The organism is Proteus sp. G4415 (genome assembly GCF_963896075.1).
GTDB classification, from domain to species: domain Bacteria; phylum Pseudomonadota; class Gammaproteobacteria; order Enterobacterales; family Enterobacteriaceae; genus Proteus; species Proteus mirabilis.
On sequence record NZ_CAWQOK010000083.1, the window covers coordinates 1 to 25,036 of the forward strand.

Sequence of the window (25,036 nt, forward strand, 5' to 3'; positions counted from 1 at the left end):
GGTAACATCAAAATCAGTTACCTTTCACAATAAAAAAACGTTATAACCCACTTTCTACCGTAAATATTTGCCGATAACCATCAATATCACGCATAAAAGCAATATACTGATCATTAGGTGAAAATACGACTGCGTCACCACTTGGTGCTTGTGCTGTTTTATCAGTTAATCGCGTTAATTCACCTGTTTTAGCATTACATAACATCACACTATTATCACAAATAAAGGTGAGATATTCTCCGCTATAGCTCCAAGTGAATGCAGATTGAATATCCCATTGTTGTGAAGTGACCTGTCTAATCGCTTTGGTAGTTGGCGAAACGGTATATAGCTGGACAACACCATCATCATCTTTCATCAGAAAAGCAATCGCATCTCCTTGCGGTGAACTTCTTAACCAATGACGAGGTTGATTTAAAACACCGGGATATTTTCTATGGTGGGTATTCGTCAAGCGGATTTGTTCAATCCCTTGTGCAGGAGCTGGCATCGTCGTCTCTGTTCCTGCCAGAGGTTTATCACCTTCTAGACTGAAAGCATGATCATCATCTGGCAAATCAACTAAGAAGATATCAGCGACCTTCTCACCACTTTCACTGACCGTATCACCAATAAAAGCAATAGCCCAACGCTGTTGTGAGCCATCAGCTTTGGTATAACCTTGTTTACCTATCCAACACTCTTCATAGGCTTTATTAATTTCATCACTGCCCTTTTGTGGATAAGCGACTGTTTGGCTTATTAGGGTACAGAAATATTCACCGTCATACTCACGGGGGTGCTTTTTCGCAACTTTAACGGCTTTGAGTGGCACTGCGATTGCAACATTACGTTGATCGAACTCGCGCCCTAACTCATGCATTATGTGATCATTATAAGTAAAGCTTAAACGTGTACCATCAGGGCTAAACACATGCACATGGGTTCCACCACGTAACGCGCCAGCTTGATAAGGCGATGTCAGGGAACAAGCATCGATATTAACTGCACCAAGATCTTCCTGCTCATTAACAATCACACCGCGACGATGATGAAAATCATAATGCCATAAATCATCGGGATTTTCTGGGCCATGAATAAAAGCATAACGCACCGGTGCCACAGGGCTGACTGTGGCAACCCCAACATGAGCACCTTGAGTGGCGGTGTAAATTATCTGTTGCTGTTTTGTTTTCGCATGAATTTTTTCTATGGTTAATCCTGTAAAAGATCCACCATTGGGACGTACATCATAAACTAACCACTGGCTATCTGGTGTCCAAACATTTATATTGGTTAACTGATGATGACGACTATCAAATGTAATCTGTTGTTCCTGAAAAGACATAGTTATCCTTATCGGGAAATAAATTTCCACATTATAAAAACTAATTGATTTTACCTGGCACTAAAAAAACTCAGTCGAGACTTTTTCGCAAGGTGATTACTCTACCCTCACTAAACAGTCAAAAAATTAAAAAATCATGTTACTTAGTGTTCTTTATATTATTGGTATTACCGCAGAAGCCATGACAGGGGCACTTGCCGCTGGTCGCCGTAAAATGGATGTTTTTGGCGTTATCATCATTGCATCAGCCACTGCTATTGGTGGTGGTTCAGTAAGAGATATTCTTCTTGGTCACTACCCTTTAGGTTGGGTCAAACACCCTGAGTATATTGTCACAGTAGCTTGTGCAGCGGTGATCACTATTTGGGTCGCCCCCATGATGAAACACCTACGACGCTTATTTCTCATTTTAGACTCCATCGGATTGATGGTTTTTTCTATTATCGGTGCCCAAATTGCACTCGATATGGAATATGGTCCTATTATTGCTGCCATTGCAGCCGTGATCACCGGCGCTTTTGGTGGCGTTTTACGTGATATGCTGTGTAATACCATTCCCCTCGTCTTCCAAAAAGAGATCTATGCGGGTGTCGCATTTGGCGCCGCTTGGCTCTATATGGGATTACTGTTTTACACGCCACTCCCTAAAGATGTCGTGATTATTATTACGCTTGTTGCCGGACTCACGGCTCGGCTACTCGCTATCCGCTATAAGCTTGGCTTACCCGTATTTAATTATGAAAATCAAGATTAGCGAAACGGAGTAATAACAACAGCAATTATTGTAGATTCTGTGGGGTATCTCAAAGTATCATCTCTTTTCTCGATGATGATAAAAGGCAATTCCTATCACTGAGACGTTATTTGTATGTTAATATTGGGCTTACTCAATTTTTCTCTTATTTCAAAACAAAAAAATAGCTGAATTAAGAAAAAAATAGCCCTGTATTAAACAAGGGCACTGTATGTGCTTCGTGGTATGTGTATACTATAGGGGGATTTGCTCCCTAGACATACATTTATATTAATTCTCCAGTCAAATTCAGAAAGTCATCATGATCCAAGGAACACTTTATATTGTTTCCGCTCCAAGCGGTGCGGGTAAATCAAGTCTTATTCAGGCTTTATTAAAAACACAGCCTTTATATGACACACAGGTTTCTGTCTCTCATACTACCCGCCCAATGAGACCAGGAGAAAACCATGGTGAGCATTACTTCTTTGTCACTGAAGAAGAATTTAAAAGTATGATAGCAAGTGGAGATTTTATCGAACACGCTTGTGTGTTTGGTAACTATTACGGTACATCGGGTAAAGTTATCAAACAGATCTTAGCCAGTGGCGTTGATGTCTTTTTAGATATCGATTGGCAAGGTGCGCAGCAGGTACGTAAAAAGATGCCTGAAGCTCGCAGTATTTTTATTCTGCCACCGTCTAAAGAAGAGCTTTACCGCCGACTTCGCGGGCGTGGGCAAGATAGTGAAGAAGTGATTGCTAAACGTATGTCACAAGCTGTGTCTGAAATGGAACATTTTAATGAGTATGACTATTTGCTCATCAATGATGATTTCAATACTGCGCTTGCTGATTTACAATCAATCATTCGCTCAGAAAAATTACGCCTTGATCGTCAAACACTACGACATGGTGATTTAATCAGCAAATTATTGGCAGACTGAGATAAGTTTCAGTATTATGCCCAGTCATTTCGTTAATGGTGGAGTAACACAAATATGGCACGCGTAACCGTTCAAGACGCTGTAGAGAAAATTGGTAACCGTTTTGACCTCGTTCTGGTCGCAGCACGTCGTGCGCGCCAGTTACAAGTTGGCGCTAAAGATCCTTTAGTACCAGAAGAAAATGATAAAATGACGGTTATCGCACTACGCGAAATCGAAGAAGGTTTGATTAACGGTAAAATTCTTGATGCTCGTGAACGTCAAGAGCAGCAAGAGCAAGAAGCCGCAGAATTACAAGCGGTTTCAGCGATTGCGGAAGGTCGTCGTTAATCGTCTCATAAAATAGGGGTAGGTCTGCCTTGTACCTGTTTGAAAGCCTGAATCAAATCGTTCAAAAATACTTGCCACCTGAGCAAGTTGAACAACTCAAAAAAGCCTTTATCGTCGCCAGAGATGCCCACGAGGGACAGACTCGTTCAAGTGGTGAGCCTTATATTACTCACCCTGTGGCGGTTGCCTGTATTCTTGCCGATATGCGATTAGATCATCAAACGCTAATGGCGGCATTGTTGCATGATGTCATTGAAGATACACCTGCAACATTTAAAGATATCGAAACTCTGTTTGGCAGTACGGTGGCAGATCTGGTTGAAGGCGTCTCAAAACTGGATAAATTAAAGTTTCGAGATAAAAAAGAGGCTCAGGCTGAAAACTTTCGCAAAATGATCATGGCGATGGTAAAAGACATTCGCGTTATTTTGATCAAATTGGCAGACCGAACTCACAATATGCGCACGCTGGGTTCACTACGCCCAGATAAACGTCGCCGTATTGCACGCGAAACGCTGGAAATTTATAGTCCTCTTGCTCACCGTTTAGGTATACACCATATTAAAACTGAGCTAGAAGAATTAGGCTTTGAGGCACTACATCCTAATCGCTACCGCGTGATTAAAGAAGTTGTTAAGGCAGCTCGTGGTAACCGTAAAGAGATGATTAATAAAATCCTCTCTGAAATTGAAGGGCGCCTTACAGAAGCGAGTATTCAATGCAAAGTTAACGGTCGCGAAAAACACCTTTATTCCATTTATCGTAAAATGTTGCTAAAAGAGCAACGTTTTCACTCAATTATGGATATTTATGCCTTTCGCGTCATCGTTAAAGATGTCGATACCTGCTATCGCGTGTTAGGCCAAATGCATAGCCTTTATAAACCTCGCCCTGGCCGCGTTAAAGACTATATTGCTATCCCCAAAGCTAATGGTTATCAATCCCTTCACACTTCGCTCATTGGTCCTCATGGTGTCCCTGTTGAAGTACAAATTCGTACCGAAGATATGGATCAAATGGCTGAAATGGGCGTTGCGGCCCATTGGGCTTATAAAGAGCAAGGTGAGCAGCCGGGGACAACAGCCCAAGTCAGAGCACAACGTTGGATGCAAAGTTTACTTGAATTGCAACAAAGTGCAGGTAGCTCTTTTGAATTTATCGAAAACGTGAAATCAGACCTTTTTCCTGATGAAATTTACGTTTTCACCCCAGAAGGTCGCATTGTTGAATTACCAACGGGTGCGACTCCGGTTGATTTTGCTTACGCAGTTCATACTGATATTGGTCATGCTTGTGTCGGTGCAAGGGTTGATAGACAACCTTATCCACTCTCACAGTCTTTACGTACCGGACAGACCGTTGAAATCATTACTGCGCCGGGTGCAAGACCAAATGCGGCTTGGTTAAACTTTGTCGTCAGTTCAAGAGCCCGTTCAAAGATAAGACAGTTGCTCAAAAATCTAAAACGTGAAGACTCTATTAATTTAGGTCGTCGTCTACTTAATCACGCTTTAGGCCATCATAAAGTGGCAGATATTCCGCTAGAAAATATTGAACGAGAGTTGAAGCGCATGAAGCTTCACTCAATGGACGATATTATGGCTGAGATAGGTTTAGGTAATGCGATGAGTGTTGTCGTGGCGCGTAACTTATTGATTGACAACCAACAACAAGAAGAACACACACATCTAAGCATAACCAATGACGAAACACCTAAATTACCTATTAAAGGGGCTGATGGTGTACTTATCTCATTTGCTAAATGTTGTCGCCCTATTCCTGGTGATCCTATTGTTGCGCACATTAGCCCTGGTAAAGGCTTAGTTATTCATCACGAATCTTGTCGTAATATTCGCGGTTATCAAAAAGAGCCAGAAAAATTCATGCCGGTTGAGTGGGATAAAGATATTGATGGTGATTTTATTACCGAAATCAAAGTCGATATGATAAACCATCAAGGTGCATTAGCGAATTTAACCGCAGCAATTAATGACGCTAATTCAAGCATTCAGAGCATGAATACCGAAGAGAAAGATGGACGCGTCTATTGTGCATTTATTCGACTGACAGCCAAAGATCGCATCCAATTAGCCAATATTATGCGTAAACTTCGTATCATGCCTGATGTATTACGTGTCAGCCGTAATAAAAACTAATTATGAATCCAACACGCTATGCCCGCATCTGCCAAATGATGGCGATGCGGCAACCTGATCTCACTGTTTGCCTTGAAGAAGTGCATAAATCTCATAATGTTGCTGCTGTAATACGCACTGCGGACGCGGTGGGGATCCCTAAAATCCATGCTATCTGGCCTGAAGAAAAAATGCGTATGCTGGTTTCTCCCGCAGCGGGCAGTAATAGCTGGGTAAATGTTAATACTCACCCAACCATTGCCGACGCCATCAACACTTTTCGTGCACAGGGCATGCAAGTTCTTGCGACCCATCTCTCAGATAAAGCGGTTGATTTTCGTGAGATTGATTACACACAACCAACCTGTATTATTATGGGGCAAGAAAAAACTGGTATATCACCAGAAGCTATTGCGCTGGCGGATCAAGATATCATTGTACCGATGATGGGTATGGTGCAATCTTTGAATGTTTCTGTGGCGAGTGCATTAATTTTATATGAAGCACAACGCCAACGTCAGGCGGCGGGCATGTATAATCGAACCGAAAGTGCATTAACTGCAGAAGAGCAACAAATTTTACTCTTTGAAGGTGGCTATCCAGTACTTGCTGAAGTTTCTCGTCGTAAAGGACTGCCTCGCCCTTATATTAATGATCGTGGTGAAATTGAAGCACCGGACTCATGGTGGGCAGAAATGCAAATGACACAAAAACAACTTAGGAAATTTAAACTGACGGAGTAACTTTCCCATGAAAGGAAAACTGCTTGATGCAATCCCCTTAACCACTCTTCACGGCGTAGGTGCAAGTCAGGCAGATAAACTGGCCAAAATAGGGTTAGTCACTGTGGAAGACTTATTGCTTCATCTTCCTTTACGCTATGAAGATCAAACCCATCTGTATGCCATCAGCGATCTACTTCCTGGTATTCCAGCCACTGTTTCCGGTGAAATCTTAAGAACTGAAGTAAATTTTGGTCGTCGAAAAATGATGACCTGCCAAATTTCTGATGGTTCAGGTATTTTAACCTTACGCTTCTTTAACTTCACGGCAGCCATGAAAAATAACCTTGCTCAGGGTAAGCAAGTTATCGCTTATGGTGAAATAAAACGAGGAAGTCGAGGCCCTGAAATTATTCACCCCGAATACAAAATTAAAGTGGCTGGCTCAGAAGTTAAGTTACAAGAAACGCTTACCCCTATTTATTCAACAACAGAAGGCTTACGCCAGACATCGTTGCGTAAATTAATAGAACAAGCCTTAACCTTACTTGATACTTGTGCCATTAATGAACTGCTTCCTGATCAATTTATTTATGGTTTACCGCCACTCGCTACCGCGTTACGAACCTTACATAATCCTCCCCCTGATATTGCGTTTGCTGAACTTGAAAAGGGGCAACATCCTGCACAAAAACGGCTGATTATTGAAGAATTATTGGCGCATAACTTAGGTATGCTTAATGCTCGGGCAGGAGCACAATCCTATCGTGCAGAACCCTTACTAATGCCACATGGCTCAACATTACGTGAACAATTTCTTGCAACATTGCCCTTTACACCCACCACAGCACAACAGCGCGTCGTCCATGAAATAGAGCAAGATCTAGAAAAAAATTATCCTATGATGCGCCTAATTCAAGGGGATGTTGGCTCAGGTAAAACCTTAGTTGCTGCACTAAGTGCATTAAGAGCGATAGCCAATGGTAAACAAGTGGCTTTAATGGCACCCACTGAGTTACTAGCGGAGCAACATGCCCTCACCTTTAGAAAATGGTTTGAGCCTTTTGGTATTCAAGTGGGGTGGTTGGCTGGCAAACAAAAAGGTAAAGCGCGAGAAGCACAACAAAATGCAATAGCTAATGGCGAGGTTTCCATCATTATTGGCACTCACGCCATTTTTCAAGAGCAAGTTAAGTTTCACTCTCTTGCATTAGTCATTATCGATGAGCAACATCGCTTTGGGGTACATCAACGCCTTGCATTATGGAAAAAAGGCGAAGAGCAAGGCTTTCATCCACACCAATTGGTGATGACCGCAACCCCCATTCCTCGAACACTGGCGATGACCGCTTACGCGGATATGGATACCTCCATTATCGATGAGCTACCTCCTGGTAGAACCCCAGTAACGACAGTGGCTATCCCTGACACTCGGCGAAATGACATCATTGAACGTATCAGGGTGGCTTGTAGCGAAGAAAATCGCCAAGCCTATTGGGTTTGTACGTTAATTGAAGACTCCGAAGTCCTTGAAGCACAAGCAGCACAAGTTATTTATGATGAGCTGACGATTGCCTTACCGGAAATCAAGATTGGATTGGTTCATGGTCGAATGAAGCCGGCAGAAAAACAGGCGGTGATGGCCGACTTTAAAGAAAACAAACTACAGCTTTTGGTCGCAACGACCGTGATAGAAGTCGGGGTAGATGTACCTAATGCCAGTTTAATGATCATTGATAACCCTGAACGATTAGGTCTTGCACAATTACATCAGCTACGAGGGCGTGTTGGTCGAGGTGCTGTGGCTTCCCATTGTGTCTTATTATATAAAACGCCGTTAACTCAAACTGCTCGTTTACGTTTACAAGTGCTCAGAGACAGTAATGATGGCTTTGTTATTGCACAAAAAGATCTCGAGATAAGAGGACCAGGTGAACTATTAGGAACTAAGCAGACGGGCAATGCACAATTTAAAGTCGCAGACTTATTACGCGATCAGGCGCTTATTCCTGAAGTACAACGTATTGCTCGTTATTTACATCAACATTATCCTAAGCATTCGCAAGCGTTAATCGAACGCTGGCTACCTGCAAAGACCCAATATAGCCAAGCTTAAACGACACCGTTTAAATGGCTTAGAGCGCACTTGAGGGCTTAATACTTGTTATAAAAGAAAACGGCACAGACTTATCTGTGCCGTTCTCATTCGAACTAGATGAACACTGTCATCACCCTGCTATAGGCGTAAAGAATGGTAGCATCAGATACAATTTGATCACTATCGCATTCACTATATCAATAAAGAATGCACCGACCATCGGAACAACTAAGAATGCAAGATGAGAAGGACCAAAACGATCTGTCACAGCTTGCATATTAGCGATAGCCGTTGGCGTAGCGCCTAAACCGAAACCACAGTGACCCGCTGCCAAAATTGCCGCATCATAATTTTTACCCATAACACGGAAAGTGACAAAAATTGCATACAATGCCATTACTGCCGCTTGAACACCGAGAATAACCAACATAGGTATTGCCAGTGATGCCAGCTCCCATAATTTTAAGCTCATCAGCGCCATCGCTAAAAATAACGATAAACTAACGTTACCTAAAACAGAAACGGCTCTATCAAATACACGATAAAAACCGAGCATTGATAGACTATTACTTAAAATAACGCCAATGAACAGTACACACACAAAGGTAGGTAATGAGAAAGCCGTACCTTCTAGTAACTGAGATAAGAAAGTCCCAGCCATTAAACAGATAGAGATCATCGCAATGGTTTCCAATAACACCATTGAAGTGATCATTCTCCCCGTAGCGGGTTTCTCAAAGGCTGTAGGCATTTCATGATCATCACTGCCTGCGCCAGGGGTTGGAATGTTACGAATTAAATAACGCGCAACAGGGCCACCAATTAATCCACCTAACACTAAACCAAAGGTTGCACAAGCCATAGCCACTTCAGAGGCACTCATAAAGCCGTAGCTTTCAACGAATGTTTTCCCCCAAGCGGCACCCGTTCCATGACCACCTGATAAGGTGATAGAACCGGCTAATAATCCCATAAGAGGATCAAGGCCTAGCATTTCTGCTAATGCAATACCTACTGTGTTTTGAACTAAAAGTAATCCAACGACCACAAACACAAAAATAAATAGCGCTTTTCCTCCCGCTTTTAAGCTGGCAAGGTTCGCGTTTAAACCAATTGTTGCAAAAAAAGCGAGCATCAGTGGATCTTTTAAGGAGAGATCAAAGCTAATTTCCCAGTCCATAAATGATTTTAATGCAAGTAAAAGAGCTGCAACAAGTAACCCACCTGCAACGGGTTCTGGGATCGTATACCGTTCTAAAAAAGGAACAGATTTCACTAACTTACGTCCGAGTAAAAGAACCAAAGTGGCCGCGACTAGCGTGCCATAAACATCGAGATGATACATTTATGTACCCCGTCTTATTTGTTAATTTTGTATAAAAAAACTACGACGCTAAGTTCATCCATGAACAACGCCAAAAGCAGGTATACCCCGATTAGAAAAAAAAACGACGATAAACACAAGTTAAAACATATAAAAATGTGAGCGCCTCTTATGCATTTTGATAACATCAATTTTACGCAAACGATTGCTTTTGTGGCGCAGATCATTAAAATACGCTTTTTGCCAGATAAGAAATTCACATCATGGTTACTTCAGAAAATCGTAATTTGTCACAAAGTAGTCAGATTTCGCCCCAAAAAACGAGTGAACTTTTATTCGCTTTAGAAGAAAAGCCCCCATTACTACAAACACTGTTTGCGGCTTGTCAGCATCTATTAGCCATGTTTGTCGCCGTAATAACCCCTGCTATCTTAATTTGCCAAGCATTAGGATTACCTGCACATGACACTCAACGCATTATCAGCATGTCATTATTCGCCTCAGGTATTGCATCACTGATCCAAATTCGAGCTTGGGGTCCCGTAGGTTCAGGTTTATTATCAATTCAAGGTACCAGTTTTAATTTTGTGGCTCCTCTGATTATGGGGGGGTTGGCATTAAAAAATGGTGGCGCGGATATTCCAACAATGATGGCGGCTCTATTTGGCACTTTAATGGTTGCTTCACTTACCGAAGTGCTATTATCGCGTTTTTTACATTTAGCTCGCCGGATTATCACACCATTGGTATCAGGAATTGTGGTGATGATTATCGGCCTTTCTTTAATTCAAGTTGGGCTTACTTCTATTGGTGGTGGTTACGCCGCTATTGAAAGTAACACCTTTGGCTCACCTAAAAACCTTTTATTAGCGGGTTCGGTATTAGTGGTTATTATTTTACTTAACCGCCAAAGAAACCCTTATTTACGTGTCGCTTCTTTAGTGATTGCTATGGCTGTCGGTTATATTTTGGCATGGTGGCTAGATATGCTACCTACACCGCCTGAACAACAAGAAACACCGGTTATCACCGTACCAGAACCTTTCTATTATGGCCTCTCATTTGATTGGCATTTGCTTATCCCACTAATGCTGGTGTTTATGATCACCTCATTAGAAACCATTGGTGATATTACTGCCACCTCAGATGTTTCAGAACAACCCGTCAGTGGGCCACTTTATATGAAGCGCATTAAAGGGGGCGTATTAGCAAATGGATTGAACTCTATGGTTTCTGCGTTTTTTAATACCTTTCCAAACTCCTGTTTTGGGCAAAATAACGGCGTTATTCAATTAACAGGTGTGGCAAGTCGCTATGTGGGCTATGTCGTAGCAGCCATGTTGATTATTTTAGGGTTATTTCCCTCGGTGGCAGAATTTGTACAACAAATTCCTGAACCTGTACTGGGAGGGGCAACGCTTGTTATGTTTGGTACTATCGCTGCATCTGGGGTGCGTATCGTCTCTAAAGAGGCGCTAAATCGTCGTGCTATTATGATCCTCGCCATCTCTTTGGCCGTAGGACTTGGGGTATCACAGCAACCTCAAATATTACAGTTTGCACCAGATTGGCTAAAAACATTACTGTCATCCGGTATTGCTGCAGGCGGTCTAACCGCTATTATTTTAAACGTGATTTTTCCACCCGAAAAATAATAGCTGAAACACAATCCGGCGCTATTTCACTCTTTAATCGGAATAGCGCATTTAATAAATTGATTAATAACATGATTTAATTATTACTTAAGGCAACAAAATTATTATTTACTTTTAGGCAAGAATATCGGCTAGATAAAAGAGAATGCCATAACTACTCTTTTATTGATGAATACTTGAGCAAAAGTCAATTTTCAGGCATAACTGTATGATGTTTTGATGGAGTATAAAACAGGAGAAAGGTTATGCGCTGGCTGATAAAAAGTTTGGTATCTCTGATACTTATCGTTATTTTATTTATTATTGTGATTTATGCCTTTCTTCAAACACAATGGGGTGCGCAAAAAACCAGTGAATGGTTAACACAGTATAGTGATTATGACATTCGCTTTTCCGGTATTGAACATGATTTAACTCAACCAGAACAAATTGTTGTTTATGATCTGTCCATTAACCCCAAACAAGATAAAACCGCCGTATTAGCCCAATCAGCACAACTTAGATTTAACTGGCAATTTTTTACTATGCCGTCCCATCTGCAAAAAATTACTTTAGAGAATGGTAAAATTATTTTAGCTAATAAAATAGCTCCCCTTCCTGTTAGTGCAGATATTCTCCAGTTTAAAAATATGCAGTTAGATAGCATGCCAACATCTAGCACAACATTCACCTTTAGCGCTAACAAAATAACGGGAGGTATCACACCTTGGAAACCTACATCGACCGATCCTATTGGTGCGGGGCATTTTCAGTTTTCCATTGCTGATGGCATGATAGGAAAAAATAGCTTTAATAATTTTATTGTTGCTGGCGAATATCAACCAAACCGTATTTTGATTGAAAAATTAGCCACCCAGTTCCTTAATGGCTCACTCTCTTTATCAGGCCAATATCAAGATAACCAATGGCAACTTAATGATGTTTACTTAACCGGACTGCGTTGGCAATCCACAAAAACCTTAGAAGAGTTACAACAATCATTAAGTCAATCTCCAGTAATGACTATCAAGCAATTGAACATTGTTGATTTTACTGCCGAAGGGAAACAGTGGGCAATAAGTGGATTGGCTGGGCAGTTTTCTCAAATTGCGTGGAATAATAGCCTATCACTGACATCCGGTGAGCTAAACACCGATGATATTGTGTATAAAAATCAACATGTCACTGATGTGATCGCTAAGTTAAATCAGCAAGATAATTTATTTAACATAGATAATTTAAGCTTACGCTATGAAAAAGGGCTAATAAAACTAGCAGGACAATGGAACAGCGAGACAAAGACTTTAAATATTGAAGATGCAACACTCTCAGGTATTTTATATACCCTACCTGAGCAATGGCTCTCCTTCTTTGCTAAACCTATTGAGCAAGATGTGAAGAGTATCAATATTAAGCAGTTATCATTAAACCAATCTATCCTCATTGATATTAATCCCCTCTTTCCTTTTCAATTTACCGGCCTAACAGGCCAACTGAAAAATTTAATCATCGCCAAAGATGGGCAATGGGGATTATGGCAAGGCACCGCGACGTTAGGTGCTGATAGTGGTACATTAAATGGCGTAGAGCTTCGCCGCCCTGACATAACATTAATGACACAGCAAGATACTGCCATTATTCCACAGTTTTCTGCTTTCGTAGATAAAGGCATCGTGCGTGGCTCTGCTGCATTAGAACAAAACAATAACCAAAGACTATTTTCTCTTATCGTCAATGGGCTGAATGTGCCCCTCTCTTTGCCTAATAATATGGGTTGGAAATTATCGCAACCTACCGATGAAACAGGACAATTTACCTTAAAACTGAAAGGCAACTTAGCCGCTGACGCTGTTATACCGACCTTAAATGGTACATTAATAGGTAAAAAAGATGACCAAACGCCTATCGATGACAGGATGCAAGACGGCGAAATAATGAATAATTTATCCTTTTGATGTTGATGGTTTAGCAGGCGCATAGATTGCGCCTGCTGCAAAAAGCGTTACAATGCAGACTCTTTCTATTTTCTTATTGCGGAGTTTTCATGTCTGATGACAATTTTTCCCTGCCAACAATCACTCTTGATGAATTTCAGCAAGCACCCTTAACCGCACTTGAAAATAGTAGTAGTGTCGAAGTGTGTGATAATAACCAAACTCCGTTATTTTATTGCCTATCAAAACAGGATTATGACACGCTAATGGGGCGTATTATGGATGCAGAATTAGCCGCCATTGTACTTGAACGTCGCCAAAAGAAACTCGATGAACTGGATTTAGAGTGATTGATTGCACTGAGGAATAAAGCGGGATAAGCGCTAATTTCTCCCGCTATAGGCGCTTATTTAACTCAGAATTATAAAAGAAACAAACTAACGTTTTTTCTTTTTACGCCCTGGTTGTGCAAAGCGTTTACGCGTATTATTTTCCGTCTCTTTGGCTTTTGTTTTCGGAATATGGATCCCTAACGCTTTCGCATTACTACTTATCTGTTTCTTAGGTTTATTTTGCTTCTGTTTAGGGGCTTCAGAGCTTGATGCTTCAATAGCATCAAATAGCTTTATCAGCTCATCATCCGTTAAGTCACGCCATTCCCCGACAGGTAATCCCGCCAAACTAACATTCATAATACGGATACGTTCAAGCTTGGTGACTTCATAACCAAAATATTCACACATACGACGAATTTGACGGTTTAGACCTTGTACTAAGGTGATACGAAATACCATTGCGGCTTCTTTTTTCACCTTACATTTCTTGGTTTTTTGTCCCAGAATAGGAACACCCGCCCCCATACCGCGAATAAATTCATCAGTAATGGGTTTATCAACCGTGACCAAATACTCTTTTTCATGGGAGTTACCCGCCCGTAAGATTTTATTGACCAGATCACCATGGTTAGTCAAAAAAATCAGTCCCTGAGAATCTTTATCTAAACGACCAATTGGGAAAATACGGGTGCTATGGTTAACATAATCAACAATATTATCTTTCTCACCTTCATCTGTGGTACTGACGATACCTACAGGTTTATTCAGTGCGATCAACACCAGCTCAGAATTATCTTGCGCTTCAATTAGTCGTCCATTCACTTTCACTTCATCGCCCGCCGTTACGCGATCGCCAATGCCTGCGCGCTTACCATTGATAAGAACCAGACCTTGCTCGATATAACGGTCGGCTTCACGACGTGAACAGATACCGCTTTCACTGATATATTTATTAAGACGAGTAGATAAATTGGTGTCCATGCTTCCCTCCGTAAACTGCGGAATATACCTCAATTAAGTGACGATAGAAACACTATTAGGTAGACACTAAAGCAGAGATTTCTCACTCCTCATTTCCATGATAAGAAAAAGGTAGAAAAAAAGAGAGATAAAAACAATAAATAACTTAATTTTCAATTAAATAGAGATTTATTATTTAGTACTGTTTATTTTGTGAGGGTAACACAATGTAAGTGCCGCTAAAAACCGCCCCCGTTCCTTCATCACCACAAATATCAACATCTAACTTAATACGTGCTTTGCTTCCTTTCGCTAATCGTCCTAAATCACCACTTAAATTTTCCATATCAGCAACGGCTGACGGCCGACCTGAGACTGGTTTTCGATAACGAATATGCGCATCCACCAGCACAATATCGCCTTGCAGTTTATGCTCTTGCATTAACAACCAAATCAGCCCCCAACCGGTCAGTGTTGCTAAAGAAAACTGGCTACCGGCAAAAATAGTATGGTGTGGGTTTTGATTACCGGATTCAGGGATCGTGGTATAAAAACGGGTGCCCGTATATTGCGTAATACGTAATCCCATTTTTTCACTTAGGGGGATATGCTGATGCCACTGTTTTTGCAACTCCGCGCACCAATCAGGACGATGGAGAATATCATCTAATGATTCAATACTTTTTTTCATAAAGTAATGTTTGATCGGGGTAGTTTGAGGGCCTGTGACTAAACCACAATTCTCATAACCTAATTTTTCAAAGAAACGAACGGACTCTTCTCTGGCGCTACAAACAATACGCTTTACCCCTTCTTGACGAGCTAAAGACTCTAACGCCATGGCAACTAAAGAGCCTAATCCTTTACCTTGAGCATCCTCACGTACCGCCATAAAGCGGATTGCACCTTCATTATCGGCATTTATATAGAGACGACCAATAGCAACGGGTTGCCCACTGTCATCAACCACCATCTGGTGATGCGCTAAGGTATCATAACCATCTTTTTCGGAGCCTTCGGGCTGATGTAACGGTTTACGAAGCATTTCCCAACGAAAAGTATAATAAGCTGCTAATTCTGCTTGCGTCTTAGGGGTTCGTAAATGATACATAGTAAGCTCCTATTATAATTCAACTAGACCTGCAACCAGAATGTCACTGGGCCATCATTAGTCAGGGTGACCTGCATATCGGCGGCAAATTGCCCTGTTTGGGTTTCTAAACCTTGTTGCTTACACTGCTCAACAAAATAGTGATATAAATTTTCAGCCATTTCAGGAGGCGCTCCGTTAGAAAAACCCGGTCTCATCCCTTTTTGGGTTTCGGCAGCCAGTGTAAATTGCGATACGACTAATAGGCTACCACCTGCTTGTTGTACATTCAGATTCATTTTGTCATTTTCATCACTGAAAATACGATAACCACACACTTTTTCACACAATCTTTTTGCTTTCTGTTGGTTATCGTCTTTTTCTACTCCTAATAGCACGAGTAAGCCGTGATTAATGGCACCAACAGTCACACCGGCAATATCGACTTTCGCTTGTGTCACTCTTTGGATTAACGCAATCATACTGTATTCCTGATTAACACCGAATATGTGTTTATAAAAAAAGGATAACAAATTCAATTAATTGTTATCCTATTACAACGTTATTCTGTTACTGGGAGAGTAAAATCATGATCTTTAAAGTATTCAACAACCGTATTTTTATCTACGACATGAACACCTTGAATACCTAACGCAATGGCTGCATCGACATTAGTTTGTAAATCGTCAAAGAAGACAGCATCTTGTGCTTCAACGCCTTCGGACTGTAGCACATATTTATACACTTCAGGATCTGGCTTTCTCATACCGATATCTTGGGATAAATAGAGAAAATCCGCTGAAGCGGCGATTTCAGGATAGTGCTGAGGCCAATAATCTTGATGTAATCGATTAGTATTTGACAATACCACCACACGATGACCTTGCTCTCTTAGCTTATTCATTATATCTATGACTTCTGGGCGAACAGCGATAAAAATAGCCTGCCATCCTTCCGCAAACTGTTCAAAACTCAGTCCAATACCAAGCTCAGCACAGACAGCTTCTGCAAATTCTATATCCGTAATATTGCCTCGTTCGTGTAATTTAAAGGTTTCCCCAGTCGTAAAATTATCTTTTATACTGGCTAATGGAACCCCACTGAGTTTACTCCACACGGCAAAAACACGATTGAAATCAATATCGATAATCACATTACCCATATCAAAGATATAAAGCATAAATTCTCTCCATAATAGAAAACTCGTTTTACTTTAATCATAAATTGCTTGAGTGAATAGGCTTAAACGATAAAAAATACCATATTCACACCTAATTTTTTGAAAAATATCGAATAGAACTAGTTACAAAGGGAAATAGGTTAAAAAAGAAAAATAGAAAAGATAGGGTTAGTAAAAATACGGTAAAGAATGCGGTAACAATAAGAGTATCTGAAATTATTAATAGATAAATAGTCCATATAAACTCAGGGCGCTTAACGCGCCCTAAGAATTATATTATCAGAATAACAAATTAGTCTTTGCTACGATAAGCACGACGACGATCGTTTTCTGAAAGATGACGTTTACGTAAACGAATAGACAGTGGAGTCACTTCCACTAATTCATCATCATCTATAAACTCTAATGCTTGTTCTAATGTTTGCTTGATATGTGGCGTCAGCGTTGTCGCTTCATCCGTACCAGAAGCACGCATATTTGTCAGTTTTTTACCTGTTAAGCAGTTTACTGTTAAGTCATTAGAGCGGGTATGAATACCAATAACTTGGCCTTCATAAACTTCTGCACCATGAGTAACAAATAACTTACCACGATCTTGTAAGCTATATAGCGCGTAAGCAACGGCTTTACCCTGACCATTAGAGATCATCACACCATTATTACGACGACCGATTTCACCTGGGCGCACATCGTCATAATGACTGAATGTTGCGTACAGTAAACCAGTACCTGATGTCATCGTCATAAACTCAGTACGGAAGCCAATTAAACCACGGCTAGGGATAATGTAGTCTAAACGTACACGTCCTTTACCATCTGGTTGCATGTCGCGCATTTCACCTTTACGCTCACCCATCGCTTGCATCACATCACCTTGGTGCTGCTCTTCAATATCGATAGTGACTTGTTCGAAAGGCTCTTGTTTACGACCATCAATCTCGCGGAAGATAACTTTCGGACGAGATACGGCTAATTCGTAACCTTCACGGCGCATATTTTCAATCAGTACTGATAGGTGTAATTCACCACGACCTGATACACGGAATGCATCTGGATCTTCAGTCTCTTCAACACGCAGTGCTACGTTATGAACTAACTCTTTTTTCAGACGATCTAAAATCTGACGAGAAGTAACAAACTTACCTTCACGACCACAGAATGGTGATGTATTAACACAGAAATACATGCTAACAGTAGGCTCATCAACGGCTAATGCAGGTAATGCTTCCACAGCACCTACTTCGCAAATCGTATCAGAAATATTTAATTCACCTAAACCTGTAATCGCAATGATGTCGCCAGCTTCTGCAACGTCAACATCGATACGCTCTAAGCCTAAATGACCTAATACTTTACCTACTTTACCGTTGCGGGTATTACCTTCGCTATCGATGATAGTCACTTGTTGATTAGGTTTTACTTTACCGCGCTTAATACGGCCAATACCGATAACACCCAGATAGTTATTATAATCTAACTGAGAAATCTGCATCTGGAAGGTCCCCTCCAGATCGACTTTTGGCGGCTCTACATATTTGACGATAGCTTCATATAATGGAGTCATATCATCAGCCATGTCATTATAATCTGTTCCCGCAATACCATTTAATGCTGATGCATAGATAATTGGGAAATCCAGTTGTTCGTCAGTCGCACCTAAGTTAACAAACAGATCAAAGACCTGATCAACAACCCAATCAGGGCGTGCACCTGGACGGTCAACTTTGTTGATAACAACGATAGGTTTTAAGTTGTTAGCAAACGCTTTTTGTGTCACAAAGCGAGTTTGTGGCATTGGGCCATCCATCGCGTCAACCAGCAATAGAACGCTGTCTACCATAGACATAACGCGTTCTACCTCACCACCGAAGTCGGCGTGTCCTGGGGTATCTACGATATTAATACGATAGTCATTCCATTTAATCGCTGTATTTTTCGCAAGAATAGTAATTCCGCGCTCTCTTTCGAGATCATTAGAGTCCATCACGCGCTCAGCAACGGTTTCACGTTCACCGAACGTGCCAGATTGCTGTAGTAATTTATCGACAATAGTAGTTTTACCATGGTCAACGTGGGCGATGATGGCGATATTACGCAAGTTTTCGATCACAAAATTTGCCTCAGGCATTGTAGAAATAAGCGTGTTATTGTACACGCTTTAGACGAGAGACTAAACAAGATCACAATAATGATTGCTTAACAATATGCAATTAATTGAATTGTGATCCTTTTCACGCCTCAGAAATAAGTCGTCTTGAACCGATTGCACCAAAATTGTGCAACTATTCAGACTTAATTTGCACCAAATTTGTGCAATAATTAAAAAATCACGGGGGATATTCTACACTAAACTTCATCAATACAGTATATATCCCTTTTTAGATAAGTTGGCATGCTTTTCGCAATAGAGTTTAGGTGAGCAAAAAATTCACCGAAAAATGTGTAAGGCCACTGCACTTAATAAAACCATTCGCCAGGAGAGTTACTATGTCCCTTGAACATGTGTTATCCATGATTGAAGAACATAAAGTTAGATATATTGACTTACGTTTCACTGATACCCGCGGTAAAGAACAACATATTACTATTCCGGCGCATCAAGTTAACGATGATTTCTTTGAAGAAGGAAAAATGTTCGACGGCTCCTCTATTGGTGGTTGGAAAGGCATTAATGAATCAGATATGGTGCTAATGCCTGATGCTACAACAGCGATGCTTGACCCATTTTTCCAAGATCCAACATTAATTATTCGTTGTGATGTTTTAGAGCCAGGCACTATGCAAGGTTACGATCGTGACCCGCGCTCTATCTCAAAACGTGCAGAAGACTACTTAAAATCAAGTGGTATCGCTGACACCGTCCTATTTGGCCCTGAACCTGAATTCTTCCTTTTTGATGATATTCGTTTTAAAAATGATATCTCTGGTGCTTCTTATGCCATCAATGATATTGAAGCAGCATGGAATACCAATACACAATATGAAGAAGGTAACAAAGGTCATCGCCCAATGGTAAAAGGAGGTTACTTCCCTCTCCCTCCGGTTGATTCCTCACAAGATATTCGCTCGACCATGTGTAATATCATGGAAGAGATGGGCTTAGTGGTTGAAGCACACCACCACGAAGTCGCAACTGCAGGTCAAAATGAAGTGGCAACCCGCTTTAATACCATGACCAAAAAAGCAGATGAAACTCAAATTTATAAATACGTAGTACAAAACGTCGCTAACGTATTTGGTAAAACCGCGACCTTTATGCCAAAACCTTTAGTGGGTGATAATGGCTCAGGTATGCACTGCCACATGTCACTGTCTAAAAATGGTGTCAATTTATTTGCTGGTGATAAATATGGCGGATTATCTGAAATGGCGCTGTATTACATCGGTGGTATTATCAAACATGCTCGTGCATTAAACGCATTTACTAACCCAACCACTAACTCATATAAACGCTTAGTGCCGGGATTTGAAGCCCCTGTTATGCTGGCTTATTCTGCCCGTAACCGCTCAGCATCCATTCGTATTCCGGTAGTCGCTAGCATGAAAGCACGCCGTATCGAAGTGCGTTTCCCAGATCCTTTAGCTAACCCTTACCTTGCATTTGCAGCTCAATTAATGGCAGGTCTTGATGGTATTATCAATAAAATTCACCCAGGTGATGCCATGGATAAAAACCTCTATGACTTACCCCCAGAAGAAGCTAAAGAGATCCCAACAGTGGCAGGTTCATTAGAAGAGGCGCTCAATGCCCTTGATAATGACCGTGAATTCTTAACCCGTGGCGGTGTATTCACTGATGATGCTTTAGACGCTTATCTTGAGCTATTACGTACTGATGTGCAGCGTGTTCGTATGGCACCACATCCACTTGAATTTGAAATGTATTACAGTGCGTAACGCACAATAGTTAAAGTACTTACTTTGCTTATGATTTTTTTGTTGCCGTGAAGCTATTTTGCCCATCTTCGGATGGGCTCTTTTCTCTCTAATGAGGCATCTGTTAATAAATTACGCATCTGTTCATTTATGAAAAAAAAGGTAAGATGCACTAAAATGGTGCAATGGGAGTATTCAATATGGAAACGGCGGATTTACCTGATAACACACTTATTTTGGATTCATTAATCCACTCAGTATTGGTTATCAACCAAGAGTTTATTATTTGCTATGCAAACCATGCTGCATTGCAATTACTGGCTCAAAGTCGTCGCAAATTATTTGAAACCCCTTTTAGCGCACTGTTTAGTTATTCCTCTTTTGATGAACAGTTAATGCGTGAAACATTAGCAAATGGGCAAAGCTTCACTGATAACGAAGTGATTTTGGTTATTAATAACCAATCACACACTATGTCGCTCAGTGCCCAGCCTATTTCCGAGCAACACATTTTGTTGGAGCTGGCGCCTATGGATAGTCAACGCCGGTTAAGCCAAGAGCAGATACAACAAGCACAACAAATGGCAGCTAGGGAATTGGTTAGGGGACTGGCACATGAAATTAAAAATCCACTCGGTGGATTACGAGGGGCGGCTCAATTATTAGCAAAATCATTACCTGATCCTGCGCTGACTGAGTATACCCAAGTCATTATTGAACAAGCCGATCGCCTAAGAGCGCTTGTGGATAGGTTACTCGGTCCACAACATCCCGGCACCAAAACCTTTCAGAGTATTCATCATGTTGTAGAGCGTGTTGCACAACTTATCACATTAGAATGCCCTGAAAATGTCACCTTACTCAAAGATTATGATCCTAGTCTACCTGAGCTTTCACACTATCCGGATCAGATTGAACAGGTATTGTTAAATATCACCCGCAATGCATTACAGGCAGTGGAGAAAACTGGGGGAACTATTATTTTGCGAACCCGAACAGCGTTCCAAGTCACACTGCAGGGTGAACGTCATCGACTAGTGGCTCGCATTGATGTGATTGATACTGGCGCGGGTATTCCTCCTCATCTACAAGACACGCTTTTTTACCCGATGGTCAGTGGCAGAGAAGGCGGAAATGGCCTTGGTTTATCCATTGCACGTAGCTTAGTCGACCAACACGCCGGTAAAATTGAGTTTACCAGTTGGCCGGGAAATACCGAGTTTTCTATTTACTTGCCAATAAAATAGGAGATAACCAATGCAAAAAGGAAATATATGGGTTGTCGATGATGATAGCTCTATTCGCTGGGTGCTTGAGCGAGCCATTACACGAGAAGGCCTTACATGTAAAACCTTCGAACACGCTAATGACGTCCTCAGTGCACTCAATAGTGAACTTCCCGATGTATTATTATCAGATATTCGTATGCCTGATATTGATGGTTTATCTCTATTAAAAAGCGTTAAAGAGCAACACCCTACGTTGCCGGTTATTATCATGACAGCGCATTCTGATCTTGATGCCGCGGTAAATGCTTATCAGCAAGGGGCATTTGATTATCTCCCCAAGCCTTTTGATATTGATGATACACTTGCACTCATTCATCGTGCTATTACGCACTATCGAGAGCAAAAACAACCTAATACAACAGAAACTAACCTTCAATCTGTCTCTGACATGATTGGCGAAGCCCCTGCGATGCAAGAGGTTTATCGCATTATTGGTCGCCTTTCTCGCTCATCAATTAGTGTGCTTATCAATGGCGAGTCGGGTACTGGTAAAGAATTAGTTGCACATGCTCTTCATCGCCATAGTCCGAGAGCACAAGCCCCTTTTATTGCACTCAATATGGCGGCTATTCCCAAAGACTTAATTGAATCAGAACTTTTTGGTCATGAAAAAGGGGCATTTACTGGTGCATCTCAAGTACGCCAAGGTCGTTTTGAACAAGCAAATGGCGGTTCCCTCTTTCTTGATGAAATTGGCGATATGCCACTGGATATTCAAACCCGCTTATTACGCGTCTTGGCTGAAGGTCAATTTTATCGTGTTGGCGGTTATGCCCCTGTAAAAGTCGATGTACGTATTATTGCCGCGACTCATCAAGACTTAGAAAAACGTGTAATGGAAGGTGATTTTCGTGAAGATCTCTACCATCGACTCAATGTAATACGTATTCTATTACCTCCACTGCGTGATAGAACAGAAGATATTCCAAGCTTAGCGCGTTATTTCCTCCAAAAAACCGCTCGAGAGCTTGGTGTTGAAACCAAAGTGCTCCACCAGCAAAGTTTACATTGCATGATGGAATACCACTGGTCAGGTAACGTCAGACAATTAGAAAACGTATGTCGTTGGTTAACGGTTATGACCGCTAGCCAAGAGATTATGCCGCAAGATTTACCTCAAGAGATCCGCCAATCAGATGAGAAGAGCAAATCGATACCTCGAGTCTCCTCTCAACATTGGTCACAACATCTTTCATTATGGGCGGATGAGGTATTCAGTGAAGGCAAAGAAAATATTCTTAATGACGCTCTACCGCAATTTGAGCGCACCTTACTACTCAGTGCGCTTTCCTATACAAAAGGCCATAAACAAGATGCTGCACGTTTATTAGGATGGGGAAGAAATACGCTGACACGTAAATTAAAAGAGTTAGGTATAGAGGAGTTTTAAGTCACTCCCCTCCCTGTTATTTTTGCCCACTAAATCACTCGAGAGAATTGGCGTTGGCGCATTTGATTACGTAAATAAGTATCAAAACACATACAAATATTACGGATCAATAAACGTCCTCTTGGAGTGACCTGAATTTTTTCTGCGCTAATCTCCACCAATCCATCTTCTGCCATTGGCGCAAGCAATGCTAAATCTTCTTTAAAATAATCTTTGAAATCAAGCTGATATAGATGTTCAATCTCAGTAAAGTTAAGATGGAAATTACAAATCAAGGTCTTAATAACATCGCGACGAATACAATCATCATGGGTTAGAGAGAGTCCACGCCACAACGCATGCCCTTCGCTATTTACGCGAGCATAATACTCTTTTAGCACTTTTTCGTTCTGCGCATAGTGATCACCCAGCATACTGATAGCTGAAACGCCCATTCCCAATAAGTCACACTCTTCATGAGTGGTATATCCTTGGAAATTACGATGTAGAATACCTTGGCGTTGTGCAACCGCTAATTCATCATCAGGCTTAGCAAAGTGATCCATACCAATAAACTGATAACCATTTGTGGTGAGTGTGGTGATAGTCTCTTGCAAGATCTCTAACTTTTCTTCTGCAAGTGGTAAATCTTCATCTTTAATTTTACGTTGTGCGGCAAATAAATTAGGTAAATGTGCATAATTGAACACACTTAAGCGATCAGGGGACAATTCAATCACTTTTTTTAACGTAAAAGCAAAACTTTCTTTAGTCTGTTTAGGTAGCCCATAGATCAAATCAATACTGGTAGAATGAAAGCCCACTTCACGCGCTCTTGCTACTAATGAAAAGATAAATGCTTCATCTTGTTCACGATTAACTTTTTGTTGCACCTCTTTATTAAAATCTTGCACCCCCATACTTAGGCGGTTAAATCCCTCATTGTGTAAATGATCAATAACATCTAACTCAATCTCACGGGGATCAATTTCAATAGAGAGCTCAGCATTTTCCACAAAATGAAAATGTTGTCTTAATAAGGCGACTAAGCGACTAATTTGCTGTTTATCAAGAAAAGTGGGAGTACCGCCCCCCCAATGCATTTGGGTCACTTTTCTATTTTTAAAATAGCGAGCGCGATTAATAATTTCTTTTTCTAAAACATCAAGATATTCATCAGCTTTATGTTTATGGCGCGTGATAATTTTATTACAACCGCAGAAATAACATAACTTATGGCAGAAAGGAATGTGAATATACAGTGACAGAGGTCGTTCGGGATAACGCTTTGTTGCTTGTTCGAAATCCGCATCACTATATTGCTGATTAAATTCCAATGCCGTTGGGTATGATGTGTAGCGCGGACCTGAATAGTTATACTTATGGATCAGGTCAAGATCCCAAATAATTGTTTGTTCTGACATGCTTCTACCTTCCAAAAGTGAACCGCCGATGTGCCATACCAGCCAACAGACATTATGACCACCAGAAATAATAGTGTAACCAATAAATGCTTAACTGAACACGAGAGAAAAAAAGATCCTGTTTTTGATCTTTTCACTCTATCTGTAAATAATCACTCAAGTAAAAAATATGATATAGATCACATTAAACGGAAATAGTATTACTGTTAAAATTTATTTATGAATAAATTAAGTTTATTCAATATGTTAGTAGCGCATTTTAATAATACATCTTTTTTCGATTATTTTTATAACACATTAAAAAAAATATATTACTCAAAATACACTTTA

At 40.9% G+C, this 25,036-nt stretch carries 20 protein-coding genes; 12 read left to right on the forward strand and 8 right to left on the reverse strand.

Annotated elements, in window-relative coordinates:
* Positions 1 to 40: 40 nt before the first annotated feature.
* Positions 41 to 1,327: a DUF3748 domain-containing protein gene (locus AACU95_RS10015; RefSeq protein ID WP_074561560.1), complete on the reverse strand. Its 1,287-nt coding sequence runs from the start codon at positions 1,325 to 1,327 to the stop codon at positions 41 to 43.
* Between the two features lie 136 nt (positions 1,328 to 1,463).
* Between AACU95_RS10015 and AACU95_RS10020 the strand changes: the two genes are divergently transcribed.
* The 6 genes from AACU95_RS10020 (at position 1,464) to recG (ending at position 8,309) form a co-directional block, all read left to right on the forward strand.
* Positions 1,464 to 2,081 carry a trimeric intracellular cation channel family protein gene (locus AACU95_RS10020; RefSeq protein ID WP_004246822.1) on the forward strand — a complete coding sequence of 206 codons (618 nt, stop codon included), beginning with the start codon at positions 1,464 to 1,466 and terminating at the stop codon, positions 2,079 to 2,081.
* Positions 2,082 to 2,382: 301 nt separating this feature from the next.
* Positions 2,383 to 3,006 (forward strand): guanylate kinase, encoded by a 624-nt coding sequence (gene gmk, locus AACU95_RS10025; protein WP_004246821.1) that lies wholly within the window; start codon positions 2,383 to 2,385, stop codon positions 3,004 to 3,006.
* Between the two features lie 54 nt (positions 3,007 to 3,060).
* Positions 3,061 to 3,336, forward strand: a complete 276-nt coding sequence (gene rpoZ, locus AACU95_RS10030) for a DNA-directed RNA polymerase subunit omega (RefSeq protein ID WP_004246820.1) — start codon at positions 3,061 to 3,063, stop codon at positions 3,334 to 3,336.
* A 29-nt stretch (positions 3,337 to 3,365) separates the two neighbouring features.
* Positions 3,366 to 5,492 carry a bifunctional GTP diphosphokinase/guanosine-3',5'-bis pyrophosphate 3'-pyrophosphohydrolase gene (gene spoT, locus AACU95_RS10035; protein ID WP_004246819.1) on the forward strand — a complete coding sequence of 709 codons (2,127 nt, stop codon included), beginning with the start codon at positions 3,366 to 3,368 and terminating at the stop codon, positions 5,490 to 5,492.
* A gap of 2 nt (positions 5,493 to 5,494) precedes the next feature.
* Entirely contained in the window at positions 5,495 to 6,214 is a 720-nt protein-coding gene (gene trmH / locus AACU95_RS10040; RefSeq protein ID WP_004246818.1) for a tRNA (guanosine(18)-2'-O)-methyltransferase TrmH, read from the forward strand.
* A 7-nt stretch (positions 6,215 to 6,221) separates the two neighbouring features.
* Positions 6,222 to 8,309 (forward strand): ATP-dependent DNA helicase RecG, encoded by a 2,088-nt coding sequence (gene recG / locus AACU95_RS10045; protein ID WP_074561561.1) that lies wholly within the window; start codon positions 6,222 to 6,224, stop codon positions 8,307 to 8,309.
* 112 nt (positions 8,310 to 8,421) lie between these two features.
* On the opposite strand, the gene gltS is transcribed toward recG, so the two are convergent.
* Positions 8,422 to 9,636 (reverse strand): sodium/glutamate symporter, encoded by a 1,215-nt coding sequence (gene gltS / locus AACU95_RS10050; protein WP_004246816.1) that lies wholly within the window; start codon positions 9,634 to 9,636, stop codon positions 8,422 to 8,424.
* Positions 9,637 to 9,878: 242 nt separating this feature from the next.
* Here gltS and AACU95_RS10055 point away from each other — a divergent pair, with 242 nt between their 5' ends.
* The 3 genes from AACU95_RS10055 to AACU95_RS10065 all read left to right on the forward strand — a co-directional run bounded on the left by AACU95_RS10055 (position 9,879) and on the right by AACU95_RS10065 (position 13,533).
* Positions 9,879 to 11,270 carry a uracil-xanthine permease family protein gene (locus AACU95_RS10055; RefSeq protein ID WP_074561562.1) on the forward strand — a complete coding sequence of 464 codons (1,392 nt, stop codon included), beginning with the start codon at positions 9,879 to 9,881 and terminating at the stop codon, positions 11,268 to 11,270.
* 245 nt (positions 11,271 to 11,515) lie between these two features.
* On the forward strand, positions 11,516 to 13,204 hold the full coding sequence (locus tag AACU95_RS10060) for an AsmA family protein (protein WP_141192020.1): 1,689 nt from the start codon (positions 11,516 to 11,518) through the stop codon (positions 13,202 to 13,204).
* A gap of 89 nt (positions 13,205 to 13,293) precedes the next feature.
* Positions 13,294 to 13,533: a hypothetical protein gene (locus tag AACU95_RS10065; RefSeq protein WP_004246813.1), complete on the forward strand. Its 240-nt coding sequence runs from the start codon at positions 13,294 to 13,296 to the stop codon at positions 13,531 to 13,533.
* Positions 13,534 to 13,620: 87 nt separating this feature from the next.
* On the opposite strand, the gene rluF is transcribed toward AACU95_RS10065, so the two are convergent.
* The 5 genes from rluF to typA form a co-directional block, all read right to left on the reverse strand.
* Complete coding sequence (rluF, locus tag AACU95_RS10070) at positions 13,621 to 14,499, reverse strand: 23S rRNA pseudouridine(2604) synthase RluF (protein WP_017628653.1); 879 nt, start codon at positions 14,497 to 14,499, stop codon at positions 13,621 to 13,623.
* Positions 14,500 to 14,674: 175 nt separating this feature from the next.
* Positions 14,675 to 15,589 (reverse strand): fatty acid biosynthesis protein FabY, encoded by a 915-nt coding sequence (gene fabY, locus AACU95_RS10075; RefSeq protein WP_004249085.1) that lies wholly within the window; start codon positions 15,587 to 15,589, stop codon positions 14,675 to 14,677.
* 23 nt (positions 15,590 to 15,612) lie between these two features.
* Positions 15,613 to 16,050, reverse strand: coding sequence for a D-aminoacyl-tRNA deacylase (gene dtd / locus AACU95_RS10080; protein ID WP_004246810.1), 438 nt, complete (start codon positions 16,048 to 16,050; stop codon positions 15,613 to 15,615).
* 80 nt (positions 16,051 to 16,130) lie between these two features.
* On the reverse strand, positions 16,131 to 16,748 hold the full coding sequence (gene yihX / locus AACU95_RS10085) for a glucose-1-phosphatase (protein WP_004246809.1): 618 nt from the start codon (positions 16,746 to 16,748) through the stop codon (positions 16,131 to 16,133).
* A gap of 292 nt (positions 16,749 to 17,040) precedes the next feature.
* Positions 17,041 to 18,876: a ribosome-dependent GTPase TypA gene (typA, locus tag AACU95_RS10090; protein ID WP_112843465.1), complete on the reverse strand. Its 1,836-nt coding sequence runs from the start codon at positions 18,874 to 18,876 to the stop codon at positions 17,041 to 17,043.
* A 359-nt stretch (positions 18,877 to 19,235) separates the two neighbouring features.
* Between typA and glnA the strand changes: the two genes are divergently transcribed.
* From glnA to glnG, 3 genes are all read left to right on the forward strand, one after another.
* A complete protein-coding gene (gene glnA, locus AACU95_RS10095) occupies positions 19,236 to 20,645 on the forward strand; it encodes a glutamate--ammonia ligase (protein ID WP_004246801.1) in 1,410 nt (469 codons plus the stop codon).
* Positions 20,646 to 20,824: 179 nt separating this feature from the next.
* Positions 20,825 to 21,871, forward strand: coding sequence for a nitrogen regulation protein NR(II) (gene glnL, locus AACU95_RS10100; RefSeq protein ID WP_004249083.1), 1,047 nt, complete (start codon positions 20,825 to 20,827; stop codon positions 21,869 to 21,871).
* Between the two features lie 10 nt (positions 21,872 to 21,881).
* Positions 21,882 to 23,303, forward strand: coding sequence for a nitrogen regulation protein NR(I) (gene glnG / locus AACU95_RS10105; RefSeq protein WP_141192021.1), 1,422 nt, complete (start codon positions 21,882 to 21,884; stop codon positions 23,301 to 23,303).
* Between the two features lie 29 nt (positions 23,304 to 23,332).
* Here the strand turns inward: glnG and hemN are convergent, their stop codons facing one another.
* The gene (hemN, locus tag AACU95_RS10110; RefSeq protein ID WP_004249081.1) at positions 23,333 to 24,706 is read right to left on the reverse strand and encodes an oxygen-independent coproporphyrinogen III oxidase; all 1,374 of its coding nucleotides are present in this window, start codon (positions 24,704 to 24,706) and stop codon (positions 23,333 to 23,335) included.
* Between the last annotated feature and the right edge of the window lie 330 nt (positions 24,707 to 25,036).

Excerpts from the sequence above, each read along its gene's own strand:
- AACU95_RS10015 (WP_074561560.1), bottom strand. The coding sequence starts at position 1,327 with ATGTCTTTTCAGGAACAACAGATTACATTTGATAGTCGTCATCATCAG.
- AACU95_RS10020 (WP_004246822.1), top strand. The coding sequence starts at position 1,464 with ATGTTACTTAGTGTTCTTTATATTATTGGTATTACCGCAGAAGCCATG.
- gmk (WP_004246821.1), top strand. The coding sequence starts at position 2,383 with ATGATCCAAGGAACACTTTATATTGTTTCCGCTCCAAGCGGTGCGGGT.
- rpoZ (WP_004246820.1), top strand. The coding sequence starts at position 3,061 with ATGGCACGCGTAACCGTTCAAGACGCTGTAGAGAAAATTGGTAACCGT.
- trmH (WP_004246818.1), top strand. The coding sequence starts at position 5,495 with ATGAATCCAACACGCTATGCCCGCATCTGCCAAATGATGGCGATGCGG.
- recG (WP_074561561.1), top strand. The coding sequence starts at position 6,222 with ATGAAAGGAAAACTGCTTGATGCAATCCCCTTAACCACTCTTCACGGC.
- gltS (WP_004246816.1), bottom strand. The coding sequence starts at position 9,636 with ATGTATCATCTCGATGTTTATGGCACGCTAGTCGCGGCCACTTTGGTT.
- AACU95_RS10055 (WP_074561562.1), top strand. The coding sequence starts at position 9,879 with ATGGTTACTTCAGAAAATCGTAATTTGTCACAAAGTAGTCAGATTTCG.
- AACU95_RS10060 (WP_141192020.1), top strand. The coding sequence starts at position 11,516 with ATGCGCTGGCTGATAAAAAGTTTGGTATCTCTGATACTTATCGTTATT.
- AACU95_RS10065 (WP_004246813.1), top strand. The coding sequence starts at position 13,294 with ATGTCTGATGACAATTTTTCCCTGCCAACAATCACTCTTGATGAATTT.
- rluF (WP_017628653.1), bottom strand. The coding sequence starts at position 14,499 with ATGGACACCAATTTATCTACTCGTCTTAATAAATATATCAGTGAAAGC.
- fabY (WP_004249085.1), bottom strand. The coding sequence starts at position 15,589 with ATGTATCATTTACGAACCCCTAAGACGCAAGCAGAATTAGCAGCTTAT.
- dtd (WP_004246810.1), bottom strand. The coding sequence starts at position 16,050 with ATGATTGCGTTAATCCAAAGAGTGACACAAGCGAAAGTCGATATTGCC.
- yihX (WP_004246809.1), bottom strand. The coding sequence starts at position 16,748 with ATGCTTTATATCTTTGATATGGGTAATGTGATTATCGATATTGATTTC.
- typA (WP_112843465.1), bottom strand. The coding sequence starts at position 18,876 with ATGCCTGAGGCAAATTTTGTGATCGAAAACTTGCGTAATATCGCCATC.
- glnA (WP_004246801.1), top strand. The coding sequence starts at position 19,236 with ATGTCCCTTGAACATGTGTTATCCATGATTGAAGAACATAAAGTTAGA.
- glnL (WP_004249083.1), top strand. The coding sequence starts at position 20,825 with ATGGAAACGGCGGATTTACCTGATAACACACTTATTTTGGATTCATTA.
- glnG (WP_141192021.1), top strand. The coding sequence starts at position 21,882 with ATGCAAAAAGGAAATATATGGGTTGTCGATGATGATAGCTCTATTCGC.
- hemN (WP_004249081.1), bottom strand. The coding sequence starts at position 24,706 with ATGTCAGAACAAACAATTATTTGGGATCTTGACCTGATCCATAAGTAT.